This window comes from Variovorax sp. BGA-UO-ETr-C22, assembly GCF_059567965.1.
This window is the reverse complement of the sequence record NZ_JCAQPA010000011.1, coordinates 1,556,920-1,571,215: the sequence shown is the minus strand read 5'-3', so window position 1 is coordinate 1,571,215 and position 14,296 is coordinate 1,556,920. Positions and strand designations below refer to the sequence as shown.

Annotated in this window: 9 protein-coding genes; 6 read left to right on the top strand and 3 right to left on the bottom strand. The window is 69.1% G+C overall.

Annotated elements, in window-relative coordinates; genetic code table 11:
* Positions 1 to 107 precede the first annotated feature (107 nt).
* The 4 genes from AC57B8_RS27445 to AC57B8_RS27430 all read left to right on the top strand — a co-directional run bounded on the left by AC57B8_RS27445 (position 108) and on the right by AC57B8_RS27430 (position 2,998).
* The gene (locus AC57B8_RS27445; protein ID WP_492678573.1) at positions 108 to 809 is read left to right on the top strand and encodes a pirin family protein; all 702 of its coding nucleotides are present in this window, start codon (positions 108 to 110) and stop codon (positions 807 to 809) included.
* A 61-nt stretch (positions 810 to 870) separates the two neighbouring features.
* Positions 871 to 1,296: a DoxX family membrane protein gene (locus AC57B8_RS27440; protein ID WP_492685478.1), complete on the top strand. Its 426-nt coding sequence runs from the start codon at positions 871 to 873 to the stop codon at positions 1,294 to 1,296.
* A gap of 78 nt (positions 1,297 to 1,374) precedes the next feature.
* Positions 1,375 to 1,926, top strand: coding sequence for a flavodoxin family protein (locus tag AC57B8_RS27435; protein ID WP_159272099.1), 552 nt, complete (start codon positions 1,375 to 1,377; stop codon positions 1,924 to 1,926).
* A 148-nt stretch (positions 1,927 to 2,074) separates the two neighbouring features.
* A complete protein-coding gene (locus AC57B8_RS27430; RefSeq protein ID WP_095745023.1) occupies positions 2,075 to 2,998 on the top strand; it encodes a pirin family protein in 924 nt (307 codons plus the stop codon).
* A gap of 9 nt (positions 2,999 to 3,007) precedes the next feature.
* On the opposite strand, the gene AC57B8_RS27425 is transcribed toward AC57B8_RS27430, so the two are convergent.
* Complete coding sequence (locus AC57B8_RS27425; RefSeq protein ID WP_496481324.1) at positions 3,008 to 3,793, bottom strand: sulfurtransferase; 786 nt, start codon at positions 3,791 to 3,793, stop codon at positions 3,008 to 3,010.
* Between the two features lie 61 nt (positions 3,794 to 3,854).
* Here AC57B8_RS27425 and dnaE point away from each other — a divergent pair, with 61 nt between their 5' ends.
* Both dnaE and AC57B8_RS27415 read left to right on the top strand, forming a co-directional pair.
* On the top strand, positions 3,855 to 7,373 hold the full coding sequence (gene dnaE, locus AC57B8_RS27420; protein WP_496481323.1) for a DNA polymerase III subunit alpha: 3,519 nt from the start codon (positions 3,855 to 3,857) through the stop codon (positions 7,371 to 7,373).
* Positions 7,374 to 7,468: 95 nt separating this feature from the next.
* On the top strand, positions 7,469 to 7,840 hold the full coding sequence (locus tag AC57B8_RS27415) for a YgiW/YdeI family stress tolerance OB fold protein (RefSeq protein ID WP_083259096.1): 372 nt from the start codon (positions 7,469 to 7,471) through the stop codon (positions 7,838 to 7,840).
* Here the strand turns inward: AC57B8_RS27415 and AC57B8_RS27410 are convergent.
* Positions 7,824 to 13,043, bottom strand: coding sequence for an AAA domain-containing protein (locus AC57B8_RS27410; protein WP_496481322.1), 5,220 nt, complete (start codon positions 13,041 to 13,043; stop codon positions 7,824 to 7,826). The two genes, AC57B8_RS27415 and AC57B8_RS27410, sit on opposite strands and share 17 nt — an antisense overlap.
* Complete coding sequence (locus AC57B8_RS27405; protein WP_496481321.1) at positions 13,040 to 14,287, bottom strand: SprT-like domain-containing protein; 1,248 nt, start codon at positions 14,285 to 14,287, stop codon at positions 13,040 to 13,042. Before AC57B8_RS27405 ends, AC57B8_RS27410 begins: the two co-directional genes overlap by 4 nt.
* Positions 14,288 to 14,296: the final 9 nt, after the last annotated feature.

Genomic DNA, 14,296 nt, shown 5'->3' with positions numbered 1-14,296 from the left:
TCAGAGGGGGATGGAGGTCCAGAATTCTTCTCATCCGCTGCGCATCCGGCGCGGCCCACGACGAAAGCCCCGGCGCCCGAACCGGGTGGGGCAGCAAGGAGTTCGATATGTTGCAAGTGCGTAAATCCCAGGAACGCGGTTATGCCGACCATGGCTGGCTGCGCTCGTTCCACAGCTTTTCCTTCGCCGGGTACTACGATCCGGCCTACATGGGCTTCGGCAACCTGCGGGTGATCAACGAAGACCGCGTGGCGGCGGGCGCTGGCTTCGGCACCCACGGCCACCGGGACATGGAGATCATCAGCTACGTGCTCTCGGGCGAACTCGCGCACAAGGACAGCATGGGCAACATCGAATCCATTCCGCCGGGCGACGTGCAGCGCATGAGCGCCGGCCGTGGCGTGATGCACAGCGAGTTCAACCACAAGGCCGACCAGACCACGCACTTCCTGCAGATCTGGATCGAGCCCAAGGAACGCGGCATCGCCCCCGGCTACGAGCAGAAGCAGTTCAGCGACGCCGAAAAGCGCGGCACCCTGCGCCTGGTGGCCTCGCCCGACGGCCGCGACGGCTCGGTGACGGTGAACGCCGACGCACGCCTGTTCGCCGGCCTGTTCGACGGCAGCGAAACCGCCAGCCTGGCGCTCGACCCGCAACGCAAGAGCTACGTGCACCTGGTGCGCGGCGAGCTCGAAGTCAACGGCCAGAAGCTCGTGGGCGGCGACGCCGCGATGCTCGAAGGCGAATCGCAACTCACGCTCGGCGCCGGCACCGATGCCGAAGTGCTGGTGTTCGACCTGACGGCCTGAGACGGCGTCTTTTTTCCTTTCTTTGTTCCTTTCGCTTCAACAACCAACGAGGAGTTTCACCATGGCCATTACCACCACAACCACCGCCCCCAACGCTGCCCAGGACACCCTGGCACTCATCGGCCGCGTACTGCTCGCTGCGCTGTTCGTGCCCGCAGGCTTCGGCAAGCTCATGGGCTTCGCCGGCACCGTGGGGTACATCTCCTCGGTGGGCGCACCGCTGCCGCAGGTGGCGGCGGTGATCGCGATCGTCGTGGAGCTGGGGCTCGGCCTGCTGCTGCTGGTCGGCTTCAAGACGCGCCTGTCGGCGATCGTGCTGGCGATCTTCACCGTGGCCGCAGCCGTGATGTTCCACAACTACTGGGGCATGCCCGCCGACAAGGCCTTCGTGAACCAGCTGATGTTCTTCAAGAACATCGCGATCGCAGGCGGTCTGCTCGCATTCGCCGCCTTCGGCGCCGGCCGTTTCAGCATCGATAAAAAGTAAGCTCGCTCCCCTCCAGGCCGCGCGCACCTCGTGGGCGCGGCCTGCTGACTTCATTGCTTCTTTGAGGAAATCCGTTTCATGGCAAACATCGTCGTTGTCTTCCATTCCGGCTACGGCCACACCCAGCGCGTGGCCCAGGCCGTGGCCGACGGGGCGGGCGCGCAGCTGCTCGCCATCGACGCCGACGGCAACCTGCCGGCCGGTGGCTGGGAGACGCTGGCCGCGGCCGACGCGATCATCTTCGGCTCGCCGACCTACATGGGCGGCGTGAGCTGGCAGTTCAAGAAATTCGCCGACGCGTCGTCCAAGGTCTGGTACACGCAAGGCTGGAAAGACAAGCTCTTCGCCGGCTTCACCAACAGCGCCACGATGAACGGCGACAAGGTCACGACCATGACCTACCTGTGGACGCTGGCCATGCAGCACAGCGGCATCTGGGTCAGCATGGGCATCCTGCCGACCAACAACAAGGCGGCCACGCGCGACGCGATGAACTACGTCGGCGGCTACGGCGGCCTGCTCACGCAGTCGCCCTCGGACGCGAGCCCGGCCGAGATGCCCAAGGGCGACCTGGAAACCGCGCGTGCCTTCGGCGAGCGCGTGGGCGCGGTGGCAAGATCGCGAGGCTAGAACTCACCCCCAGGCTTCGCGCACTTCGTGTCGCTTCGCCAACCCCCTCGCCGGGGGCGACACCTGCGGCCCGGCAAAGCCGGTTCCGCGGTGTCCCGCGAATGGGCAGCGACGCACGAAGCCAATCCATGATTCACGGAGAAACACGATGACCGACACCATCCCCGAAATCCAATTGCTGCGGCCCCACGACAAGGACCTGGGCGGTGGCTTCAACGTGCGGCGCGTGCTGCCGGCGGCGCAGCGCCGCTCGGTCGGGCCCTTCGTGTTCTTCGACCACTTCGGCCCGGCCACCGAGCAGCCCGGCAACGCGCACGACGTGCGGCCGCACCCGCACATCGGCCTGTCGACGGTCACCTACCTGTTCGAGGGCGCGATGATGCACCGCGACAGCCTCGGCAGCGTGCAGGAGATCCAGCCCGGCGCCATCAACTGGATGACCGCGGGGCGCGGCATCGTGCACTCCGAGCGCAAGCCCGAGCGCCTGCTGGCCGACACCTTCGTGAACCACGGCCTGCAGCTGTGGGCTGCGCTGCCGCAGGCCCATGAAGAGGTCGAACCCAGCTTCGAGCACACGCCGGCCGACGCCATTCCCGAACTGACGGTGCAGGGCGTGCCCGTGCGCGTGCTGGTGGGCGAGGCCTTCGGCGTGCGCTCGCCGGTGAAGACGCTGGCGCAGACGGTCTACCTGGACATCGCGCTGCCGGCCGGCGGCCGTTTCGAGCTGCCCGCGCTGGCGCCCGAACTGGCGGTCTACATGGTCGACGGCGATGCGAGCGTGAACGGCGAGCCGGCGCCCGCTCACACGATGGCGGTGCTGCCGGACGGGCAGGGCGCGGTGTTCACTGCCGACGCCGCCGTGCGCCTGATGGTGATCGGCGGCGAGCCGCTGGACGGCCCGCGCTACATCACCTGGAATTTCGTTTCGAGCCGGCGCGAGCGCATCCTCGAGGCCGGTGCCGACTGGGCCGCGCAGCGCATGGGCCACGTGCCCGGCGAGACCGAGTTCATTCCGCTGCCGGGCAAGCCCTTCGGCGTGCGCGAGCCCGACACGGGCACGACGCCGGTCTGAACCTCTTGCCTACTGCTTGATGCCGATGTCCGGGTCTTCCGAGGCCCGGGCGCTGGCGTCGGAGGCGCGCGCGCTGAGGTCGGGCGCCAGGGCCCGGCGGCCGTCGAACACGAAGCAGTCGCCGTGGTAGTGCGCGCCGCCGACGTCCTCGAAGTACTTGAGGATGCCGCCTTCGAGCTGCAGCACGTGCTCCACGCCTTCCTCGCGCATGAGGATGGCGGCCTTCTCGCAGCGGATGCCGCCGGTGCAGAAGCTCACCACCGTCTTGCCCTCGAAGTCGGCGTGGTGCGCCTTCAGGGCGGGCGGGAATTCGGTGAACTTGGTGATGCGCCAGTCGATCGCGCCGTCGAAGGTGCCTTCGTCGACCTCGAAGTCGTTGCGCGTGTCCAGCATCACGATCTCGCGGCCTTCGTCGTCGTGGCCCTGGTCGAGCCAGCGCTTGAGCGTGGGCGCGTCCACGCCGGGCGCGCGGCCGGCGGCGGGCTGGATCGCGGGGTGGTCCATGCGGATGATCTCGCGCTTGAGCTTCACCAGCATGCGCCGGAAGGGCTGCGTGGCCGACCAGCTTTCCTTGGTTTCGAGGTCGGCAAAGCGCGCATCGGCGCGCAGGTCGGCCAGGAAGGCGTGGATGGCCTGCGCCGTCCCCGCCAGAAACAGGTTGATACCTTCGGGCGCCAGCAGGATCGTGCCCATGAGGCCCAGGGCCTGCGCGCGCTCGCGCAGGGTCTCACGCAGCACGGGGCTGTCGTTGATGCCCACGAACTTGTAGGCGGCGATATTCAAAATCTCTTGCACGGGGCGGGATTGTAGGGATCGTCACACCACATCGTGGAGGGCGGCTTCCTACAATCGACGGATGTTTGTTCACCTGCGTCTGCACACCGAGTTTTCCGTCGTCGATGGCACGAATCGAATCGACGAAGTCATCAAGGCCGCCGCTGCCGACAAGCAGCCCGCGCTGGCCATCACCGACCTGAACAACCTGTTCGGGACGGTCAAGTTCTACAAGCAGGGCCGGGGCAAGGGCGTCAAGCCCGTCATCGGCGCTGAAATCTTCATCGACGGGCTGGGCAAGGAGCCCGGCGCGCTGACCCGCCTCATTCTGCTGGTGCAGAACATGGAGGGCTACCTCAACCTGTCGGAGCTGCTGGCCCGGGCCTGGACGCAGAACGTGAGCCGCGGCCAGTCGCAGGCGGCCTGCAAGCTCGAATGGCTGCAGGAGCTGCAGGGCGGCCTGATCGCGCTGTCGGGCGCACAGGCCGGGCCGCTGGGCCAGCCGCTGCTGCAGGGCCAGGAAGAGCGCGCCGCCGAACTGGCGCTGCAACTGGCGGGCATGTTCCCGCACCGTTTCTACATCGAGCTGCAGCGCGCCGGCCGTCCCGAGGACGAGCCGCACGTGATCGCCGCCGTGAAGCTCGCGGCCCGCCTGAAGCTGCCGGTGGTCGCCACGCATCCCGTGCAGTTCGCCGAACGCCAGGACTACGAGGCGCACGAGGCGCGCGTGTGCATTTCCGAAGGCGAAATCCTCGGCAACCCGCGCCGCGTGCGCAAGTTCACCGAAGAGCAGTACTTCAAGTCGAGCGCCGAGATGCAGGCGCTTTTTGCCGACGTGCCCAGCGCGCTGGCCAACACGGTCGAGATCGCCAAGCGCTGCAACCTCACGCTGGTGCTCGGCAAGCCGCAGCTGCCCGACTTTCCCACGCCCTTCATCAGCGAAGGCGTGCGCATGCCGATCGGCGAGTTCTTCCGTCAGGAGTCGTTCGAGGGCCTGGAGGTGCGGCTGAAGCACCTGTACCCCGACGAAGCCAAGCGCGAGGCCGAACGGCCGCGCTACGTGGAGCGCCTGGAGTTCGAGATCAACACGATCCTGAACATGGGCTTCCCCGGCTACTTCCTGATCGTGGGCGACTTCATCAAGTGGGCCAAGGAAAACGGCTGCCCCGTGGGCCCGGGCCGGGGCTCGGGTGCCGGCTCGCTCGTGGCCTACGCGCTGAAGATCACCGACCTCGACCCGCTCGAATACAAGCTGCTGTTCGAACGTTTCCTGAACCCCGAACGCGTTTCGATGCCCGACTTCGACATCGACTTCTGCCAGGGCAATCGCGACCGCGTGATCGACTACGTGAAGGACAAGTACGGCCGCAACGCCGTGAGCCAGATCGCCACCTTCGGCACCATGGCCGCGCGCGCGGCCATCCGCGACGTGGGCCGCGTGCTGGACATGAGCTACATGTTCTGCGACGGCATCAGCAAGCTGATCCCGAACAAGCCGGGCATGTCGGTCACGCTGCAGTACCCGCCCGCGACCAAGATCGAAGGCGACAAGAACAACTACGCCATCGAGATGGAGCCGCAGCTGGCGGAGCGCATCGAGAAGGAAGAAGAAGTGCGCATGCTGGTCGAGCTCGCGCAGAAGCTCGAAGGCATGACCCGCAACATCGGCATGCACGCCGGCGGCGTGCTCATTGCGCCGGGCAAGCTCACCGACTTCTGCCCGTTGTACCAGCAGCCCGGCAGCGAATCGGCCGTGAGCCAGTACGACAAGGACGACGTCGAAGCCATCGGCCTCGTGAAGTTCGACTTCTTGGGTTTGGCCACGCTCACGATCCTGGAGATCGCGCGCGAGTTCATCATGAAGCGCCACAAGGGCCAGGAGAACTTCGCGTTCGAGAACATCCCGCTGAACGACGGGCCGACCTACCGCCTGTTCTCCGACGGCAAGACCGAGGCCGTGTTCCAGTTTGAATCCCGTGGCATGCAGGGCATGCTGAAGGACGCGCGGCCCACGCGCCTGGAAGACCTGATCGCGCTGAACGCGCTGTATCGCCCGGGCCCGATGGACCTGATTCCCAGCTTCGTGGCACGCAAGCACGGCCGCGAAGACGTGGAGTACCCGCACCCGGCCGTGGCCGAGATGCTCTCCGAGACCTACGGGATCATGGTCTACCAGGAGCAGGTGATGCAGACCGCGCAGATCCTGGGCGGCTACTCGCTGGGCGGCGCCGACTTGCTGCGTCGCGCGATGGGTAAGAAGAAGCTCGAGGAAATGGCCGAGCACCGCGAGAAGTTCCGCGCGGGCGCCCTGGCCACGCACGGCATCGTGCAGGACAAGGCCGACGAAATCTTCGACTTGATGGAGAAGTTCGCGGGCTACGGCTTCAACAAGTCGCACGCCGCCGCCTACTCGCTGCTGGCGTACCACACGGGCTGGCTCAAGGTCCACTACACGGCCGAGTTCTTCTGCGCCAACATGACCGTGGAAATGGACGACACGGACAAGCTGAAGCTCTTGTTCGAAGACGCCCAGAAGAATTTCAACATCACCTTCGAGCCGCCGGACGTGAACCGCGGCAACTACCGCTTCGAGCCCGTCACCAACCGGATCATCCGGTATGGCCTGGGCGCCGTGAAGGGCACGGGCCAGCTCGCGGTCGAGGCCGTGGTGCGGGCGCGCGAAGAGGGCGGGCCGTTCAAGAGCCTGTACGACTTCTGCGTGCGCATCGACCGCCAGCGCATCAACAAGCGCACGGTCGAGGCGCTCATCAAGGCCGGCGCGTTCGACGCCATCCAGCAGAACCGCGCCTCGCTCATCGCCTCGGTCGACCGCGCCTTCGAGTTCGCCATTGCCACGGCGGCCAACGCCTCGCAGGCCGACATCTTCGGCGACTGCGAGCACGGCTCGGCCACGCAGGAACCCGACCTGGTCGATGCCACGCCCTGGGGCGTGAAGGAGCGCCTGACCTTCGAGAAGACCGCCGTGGGCTTCTACCTGTCGGGCCACCTGTTCGACGAGGTCTCGCACGAGGTGCGGCGCTTCTGCAAGCGCGAGATCGGCGACCTGCTCGACAGCCGCGACCCGCAGGTCATCGCCGGCATCGTGAGCGACTTCCGCGTCATCAACGGCCAGCGCGGCCGGCTGGCGATCTTCAAGCTGGACGACAAGTCGGAGTCCATCGACGCCACGGCCGACGAGGCGCTCATCAACGCCAACCGCAACACGCTGAAGGACGACGAGCTCGTCATCGTGAGCGGCAAGCTGCAGCCCGCGCGCGGCGGCTTCGAGGCGCGCTTCCAGGTGCAGCAGGTGTGGGACCTGGCCTCGGCGCGCTGCCGCTTCGGCAAGTTCCTGCGCGTGGCGGTCAACGGCAAGGTGCCCGAGATCGCGCGCCTCCTGAAAGACTTTCCGGCGCGCACCGAGCAGACCGAGGTCGGTGACCTGGTGCATGGCCTGCCCGTGCGCCTGTCGATGGCGCGGGGCGGGGCGCAGGTCGAGCTGCAGTTGGGCGAGCGCGCCAAGTTCTTCCCGACCGATGCGGCGCTCGCGAGCTGGACCGCGCAGGCCGAAGCGGGCAAGGCGCAGGTCGTCTACGATTGATCGGGCCGCGCGGCCCCGGGGAACCTCGGGGCCTGCGCGCGGTCCATCAGTCTGTTGCAACCTGGCCTTGGGCCACTCACAGGAGGAATGACCGCATGCATTTCAAGAAGATCCTCAAGACCACCGCGTTGACGTTCGGCGTGGCGCTGCCCATGGCCGCGGCCTGGGCCCAGTACGCCGGCCCGAGCTCGGTGCCGAACCTGACGGTCAAGCAGCTGATCGAGACCGGCCAGGACGACCAGCACGCCACGGTGCGCGGCTTCATCGTTTCGCACGACGGCGGCGAGCACTACACCTTTGCCGACGACACGGGGCGCCTGAAGGTCGAGATCGACGCCAAGTACTTCCCGCCGGGCGTGAAGATCGACGACAAGGTGCGCGTCGAGCTCAGCGGCGAGTTCGACAAGGACCGGCTCACCGGCAAGACCGAACTCGACGTCAAGCGCGTCATCACCGTCCTGCGCTGACCCCCGCCTTTTTCCCGAGCACCTGCTCGACCTGGTCGAGCACGGCCTCGGGGGCGTGCAGCCAGTCCTTGGCCAGCACCTGCATCACCTGCCAGCCGAAAGCGTCGAGGATGCGCGGACGCGAGACGTAGCGTTCCAGCACGTTGTGGCGTGTGCCTTCTTGCGCCGCACCGTCCACGAGGAGGCCCAGCGCATAGTGGCCCTGGCCCGATGCGCGCACCGCGAGGTCGCAGCGAAAACGCGACTGTCCCACCTGTTCGTCCACCGCATGGCCGCGTGCGCGCAGCGCCTGCGCGATCTGCGCCGTGACCTCGTCCGTGCGCGCCTGCCGCGCCACGTGGCCACGCGCCAGCGGGTTCATGCCTTCGAGCACGCGCCGCGCCGTGTCCTCGTCGCCGCGTGACAGGCACTCGGCATAGCGCAGGAAGTTCTTCAGCGCCGCCGCGCCTTCGTTGTGGTCGTTGGTGATCGCCTCGTGGCGGATGGTCGAGACCACTGCCATGTGGTGCTTGGCACGGCTGAAGATCACGTTCAGCCGCTTCTCGCCGCCGCGCTGGTTGATGGGACCGAAGTTCATCAGCATGCGGCCCTCGGGGTTGGGGCCGTAGCAGATGCTCAGGATGATGATGTCGCGCTCGTCGCCCTGCACGTTCTCCAGGTTCTTGATGAAGAGGCCGCAGAACTGGTCGTCTTCCTCGCGCACGTACTCGGCCTCCAGCCGCGCCGCAAAGTCGGCATCGACCGCGCCGAGCGCGTTCAGCTCTTCCTCGATCTCGCCCTGTTGCGCTTCCGAGAATGCCACGATGCCCAGGCTGCGCCCGGTCTCGCGCCGCAGCAGCTCGCGCACCAGCTGCGCGATGTGGCGCGCCTCGCCGTCGTTGATGCGGTTCTCGTACACCGCATCGGCCACGCGGTGGAAGCTGATGGCGCGCGAGAGCAGGGCGTCGACCTGCGCCTTCACGGACTCGTCCGTCGGGCTGCGCGACTGCACCACGATCTCGCCGCGCTCGGGCGCGGGCAGGCTGCGGTCGGGAATGGTGTACAGGTTGCCCGCGTAGAAGGCCGCGTTCGAAAAGCCGATGAGCGATTCGTAGCGACTGCGGTAGTGCCAGGCCAGCAGCGTGGCCGGCAGGTTGCGCGCGCCCTGGTTCAGCAGGCTGTCGGCATCGAGCACGACGGCGATGCGTTCACCTTCCTCGCCGTTCTCTGCATCGTCGCCTGCGACCGACACGGTGTCTTCCTCGGCGTCGCGGCCCGACGAGAAGAAGCTCGTGGGCGGCAGCTGCATCTCGTCGCCCACCACGATGATCTGCGGCGCGCGGTACAGCGCGGGCACGGCTTCCTCGACCGGGATCTGGCTGGCCTCGTCGAAGATCACCACGTCGAACAGGTCGGCCGCGAGCGGCAGCGTGTCGGACACCGACAGCGGGCTCATGAGCCAGATGGGCTTCATGTCGCGCACCACGCGGCCGGTGTCGCCGCTGGCGAGTTCGCGGATCGCCTTGTAGCGCATGGTCTTGCCGAACTCGTGCTCGAGCTCGCGGCGGCCGGCGTTGTAGCTCTTCTTGAAGACCTTGCCGTCGGCGTCGAGCTGGCTGGCGGGCAGGGCGCTCTTTTGCACGTGGTCGCGGAAACGCTGGCGCACTGCGGCGGCGAGCGTGCGCGCATTGCGTTCGAGCAGCTTGCGTTCGCCTTCGCCCAGGCGCTGCGCATGGCGCGCGAGCGTGGCGCCGTCGAAGCGCGGCAGCCAGCGCTCGGTGCGGTACACGCGCTCCAGCCCTTCGCGCGCGACGGCGTACTCGATGGCCTCGGGCGGCAGCGGCAGGGTGCGCAGCGCGGCGGCCACGGCGGGGTCGGCGTCGGCCAGTTCCTGCAGCGGCTGGAGCACCGACGGCAGCGCGTCGGCCTGGTCGCGCAGCGTGCGAGCCAGCGCGTCGAGCGCGTCCAGCGGTTGTGCACCGGCGTCGTGCAGCAGGTCGTGCCAGAGGGCGTCGAGCGTGTCGACGCGCGGCGCGGCGGCGACGAGCTGTTCGACGCTGCGGCGGCCCGCGTCGGTGCTCAGGTGGGCCTGGAAGGCCGCGCGCAGGCCGGCACCGGCGTCGATGCCGCGCATCGCCTGCAGCTGCAGGGCGAAGGCCTCGGCGTCGGTGCAGCCGTAGTCGGTCTCGAGGCGCGCCGCCTGCTGGTCGAGCGCGGTGCGCGCGGCCTGTTCGGCGCGCAGGTCTTCGAGGATCTGGCTGGGCTGCGGACGCACGGCATGCGCGGCGAAGTCGTAGCGGCGCTTGAGTTCGCCCGACAGGCGCCACCACGAGGGCTGCAGCCAGCGCAGCAGCGAGCCCTGCTGCGCGCGGGCCTGCGCCAAGGCAGCTTCGGTGTCGCCGGGCGAGAGCTTGTCGCGCCAGTGGGCGGTGCGCTGCAGCTGCGCGTCGAGCGCCTGCTGCAGCGTGCGTCTTTCGTTCAAGGCGTGGCCGAGCGCGAGGCTGCTCGGGTGCGCCGCATCGAGCAGCGCCAGCTGGCCACGCGCGGCCAGCGCGGCGACGCTGCGCGCATCGGCCACCACGGCCAGCGCATCGCGCCACAGCACGCCGGCCTCGGCCAGCGGCGGCCAGGCGTCGACCAGCGCATCGCGGCAGGGCGCGCTCAGGTCGATGGCGCGTTCGCTGCGCTCGACCAGCCGCGCCAGCGGTTTCTCTTGCGCCAGCAGCGAGGGCGCGAGCTGCGCAAACACATGCTGCGCGAAGCTGGGCGCGCCCAGGCTTTCGGTCACGGCCAGGTGCAGGCGCGACACCAGCTCCGCATGCCGGCGCCAGGCCGCAAAGGCGGGCAATGCTTCGGCCTGCAGCGGCGTGAGCGACGGGTCGCAGGCCTTGAGCGCCACCAGCCGCGAGAGCAATTCGCGCAGCGTCACCGCGATGTGTTCGGGCACGTCGTGCATGGCGGCGTCGAAGCGCTCGAGCGCGCGCAGGTCGAGGTCCATCGCGTCGAGCACCTGCGTGCGCTCGGTGCTTTCCTGCGCCAGCGTGCCGGGCGCTTCGAGCCACAGCTCGTAGGTCTTGCGCAGGTTCTGCACGAAGGCCTTCTTGTCGCCCTGCGAGTCGTGGATCATGCAGCACAGCTCGTCCAGCCCCTGCTGGCGCAGGCGGTGGAACACCACGTCGATGGCGGCGCGCTTCTCGCACACGAACAGCACGCGCTGGCCGCGGCCCACGTAGTCGGCGATCAGGTTGGTGATGGTCTGCGACTTCCCCGTGCCCGGCGGGCCCTGGATGATGTAGCTGGTGCCGGTGCGCGCCAGCGCCACCGCGGCGGTCTGCGTGGCGTCGGCCTGCACCACGGGCCACTGGTCGGCCAGTGGCAGGGCGGGCGGCGTCTCGCCGTCGACGCGGCGCGGCTGCAGCGAGAACACGCGGTCGAAGGCCTCGCTCGCCAGGTCGGATTCGGCCAGCCCCGAGTAGTCGCGCACCAGCGACATCTTGCGGTGGTTGAAGTTGCCCAGCGTCACGGCCGTGAGGTCGATGTCCCACTGGTAAGGGTTGCCGCTGCTCTCGCGCAGCGCGAAGGTCTTGCGCTCGGTGTCGTCGACCGCGGTGGCCGCCATCTGCGGCGCGCGCGGCTGCGGCGAGCCGCCGACGGCCTCGCGCACCGGCAGCGGCACGGGGCGCACGCGCGCATGGAACAGCTGCAGCCCGCGCGGGCGGAAGTCGTCCTGCGCGTAGCTGAAGTCTTGCGAGGCCACCGGCACCGCCGAGGGCGAGCGCATGCGCGTGCGGCGCTTGAACTGTTCGAGCCGCTGGCGCGCGCGCTGGTGCATCACGGCAATCTCGGGCTGCTTCACGAGCCGCAGCTGCACGCCGGGCTCGCTCTGCGCGATCTGCGCCGACAGCTGGGCGTGGAACTGTTCGAGCGAGGTCTCGCGCAGGTCCACCGCCTCGGGCAGCGCGATGCCGTAGAGCTGGCGCAGGTGATGGCGCAGCGTGGGGTTCACCTGCGCCTCGCTGGCCGAGGCTTCGAGCAGGTACTGGTCGCGCACGCCTTTCTTGCGCGTGAGCTCCACCGGCAGCATCAGGAGCGGCGAGGCGATGCGCTCGGCGCGTTCGGCCTCGCCCTCCTTGAGGTTGTGCCAGCGCAGGAAGGCGATCACCAGCGACAGCTGCGAGAAGCCGTACTCGGCCCGGTCGCGCCGCGCCTCCTGCAGGATGCGGTCGAGCGCGCCGGGCAGGTAGGGCTGGTCTTCGAAGCGCAGCCAGCGCGCCAGTGGCACGGGGTCGCAGCTGGCGATGTCGGCGGCAAAGCGGCCGTCCCACACGCACAGCTGGTCGGTGCGGATGCTGTTCAGGTCGACCACCAGCGGCACGCTGGCGACGGTGAGGTTCACATGCGCCTGCGTCGGCTTGAAGTACAGCAGGCGGTTGCGCCGCGAGAGGTCGAACAGCCGGTCGCGCAGGTGCAGCTGGATCGCCTGGCGGCGCTGGCCTGCGCCGTCCCTTGCCGGTGCGATGCGGTCCAGGCCGAGGTCGACGGGCTGGTCGCGGTAGGTCTCGAGGCGGCGGATGACCGAGGGCAGGTCGCGTGCGCGCTCGTGGCGGTCGAGCGCGGTCATCTCGAAGATCACGGCGGCCACCACCGGGTGCAGCCGGCGGTTCAGCTCGAACAGGTTGCCGCGGTGCGTGGCAAAGCGGGTCAGGTCGTCGCCGTCGGTGAAGTCGAGCCCGCAGGACAGGCTGGCCAGCACCTGGCCCAGGCACAGGATGTCGCCGAGCGCGTCGTGGTGGCCCAGGCGCAGCTCCCACGCGGCGTAGCCGGGCAGGTAGACGGGGCGCGTGGGCACGGTGTCGGGCCCGGCCTCGGGCATCACCGCAAGGTTCTCGAGCGCGACGCCGGCGTCGGCATCGACGGTCAGGCGCGTTTCGCCGACCACGCGCAGCACGGAGGCGGCGGGTTGTTCGAGTGGCGCGATGGCCTCGGGGTGGCGACGTGGTGCCGTGCCTTCAGGCTGGACGAGTGCCAGCGCGGGTTCGGCGGGCGCGTCGGTCACGCGGTAGGCGAAGGCGTTGCCGAGCGCGGCGACGTGGCCGAGTTCGTGCAGGGCCGAGACCTCGCGCAGCAGCGGCAGCACGAGCTTGAGCACGTCGTCGGTCTGCAGGCCGCCGTGGGCCTCGGCGGTGGCGAGCAGTTGCAGGAGCGGGGCGGGAGCGAGGGTCATGCGGCGGCGGCCTGCGAAGAAGACGACGGGGTGGTGGCGGCCTTGTCGAGCAAGGCGGCGGCGTCGCGCTTGACGCGGGTGAAGTTGCGCTTGGACAGGCCCAGGTCCTTCAGCACGCGCTGTTCGAAGGGCGTGTCGCAGCCGAGCGCATCGGCCAGGCCCAGCGCGGCGGCGAGGGTGACGTCGTCCATCTCGGGATCGGCGGCGACGAAGTCGACCAGCACGCTGGCCAGGTAGTCGTGCAGGCCGGTGGGCGCGGGCTCGGGCGGCGGCATCGCCGACGTGGGCGCTGCGAAGTCGGGGAAGAAGCGGCGCGCATGCGCCAGCAGCGAGTCCGACTGCAGCACGGGCCGTTGCAGCAGCTGCGCCAGGGTGCCGCGCGTGAGCGCGCTCACACGCTGCTGGCCGAGCATGTCGAGCGTGCCCAGGTCGAGCGGGCCTTCGAGCGCGGCGGCCAGCCATTCGTCGGCGTCGTGCTCGCGGCCGGCCCACAGGCGCAGCGCGCGGGCGCGCACGAACACCTCGGGGTGGCTCACGCCGCGCGTCTGCAGCGCCTTGTTGCCGGGATCGGCGCAGATTTCTTCGGCCTGCGCCAGGTAGCTCGCCACGTTGACCTGCGTGAGGCCGGTCTCGATCTTGATGAGCGCACTTACGGCGGGCTCGAGCGCGCCGCAGGCCACGCAGCCGCCGCGGTCGGCAAAAGCCTCGGTGTACAGCGCATGGCGCCGCGCGGCCTGCAGGTGGCTCGCGTCGGCGCGCGGGTCGGCCGCCGTGGCGTGCAGCAGGCGGTCGACGACGTGGTGCTTGCCGCCGTCGCGCTCCCACAGCAGGTAGTGCGCCAGCTCGTGGCCGAGCACGGCTTGGCGCTCGGGCGACTGCAGCTTTTCGAGCAGCGGGCCCGAGAGCACGATGTGCGCCTCGCCCGGCACGACGTAGATCGCGGCGTTCATGGCCGCGCCGTCGCCGGACGGGGCCTGGTAGAGCGTGATGCGCGCCGTGACGCCCAGCCGCTGCGCGGCCAGGGTGGCGTCCGCGTGCAGGTCGGGGTGCGCGTCGGCGTCGAGGCGGTAGGCGCTGCGCAGCAGCTCGGCGCGCATGGCGGCCGTGTGTTCTTCGCGCGCTTCGGCCGAAGCGGCCCAGCGCCAGGCCTCGGGTTCGTTCGCCTGGAGGTGGGCGGCCAGTGCCTGCTGGTAGGGCAGCGGCGTCAGGTCTTGGAGGCGAACGGCAGGGAAAGAGTCGACCATGTCAGGAGC

Coding starts and splice junctions, on each gene's coding strand:
- AC57B8_RS27430 (WP_095745023.1), top strand. CDS start 2,075: ATGACCGACACCATCCCCGAAATCCAATTGCTGCGGCCCCACGACAAG.
- AC57B8_RS27440 (WP_492685478.1), top strand. CDS start 871: ATGGCCATTACCACCACAACCACCGCCCCCAACGCTGCCCAGGACACC.
- AC57B8_RS27405 (WP_496481321.1), bottom strand. CDS start 14,287: ATGGTCGACTCTTTCCCTGCCGTTCGCCTCCAAGACCTGACGCCGCTG.
- AC57B8_RS27415 (WP_083259096.1), top strand. CDS start 7,469: ATGCATTTCAAGAAGATCCTCAAGACCACCGCGTTGACGTTCGGCGTG.
- AC57B8_RS27410 (WP_496481322.1), bottom strand. CDS start 13,043: ATGACCCTCGCTCCCGCCCCGCTCCTGCAACTGCTCGCCACCGCCGAG.
- dnaE (WP_496481323.1), top strand. CDS start 3,855: ATGTTTGTTCACCTGCGTCTGCACACCGAGTTTTCCGTCGTCGATGGC.
- AC57B8_RS27435 (WP_159272099.1), top strand. CDS start 1,375: ATGGCAAACATCGTCGTTGTCTTCCATTCCGGCTACGGCCACACCCAG.
- AC57B8_RS27445 (WP_492678573.1), top strand. CDS start 108: ATGTTGCAAGTGCGTAAATCCCAGGAACGCGGTTATGCCGACCATGGC.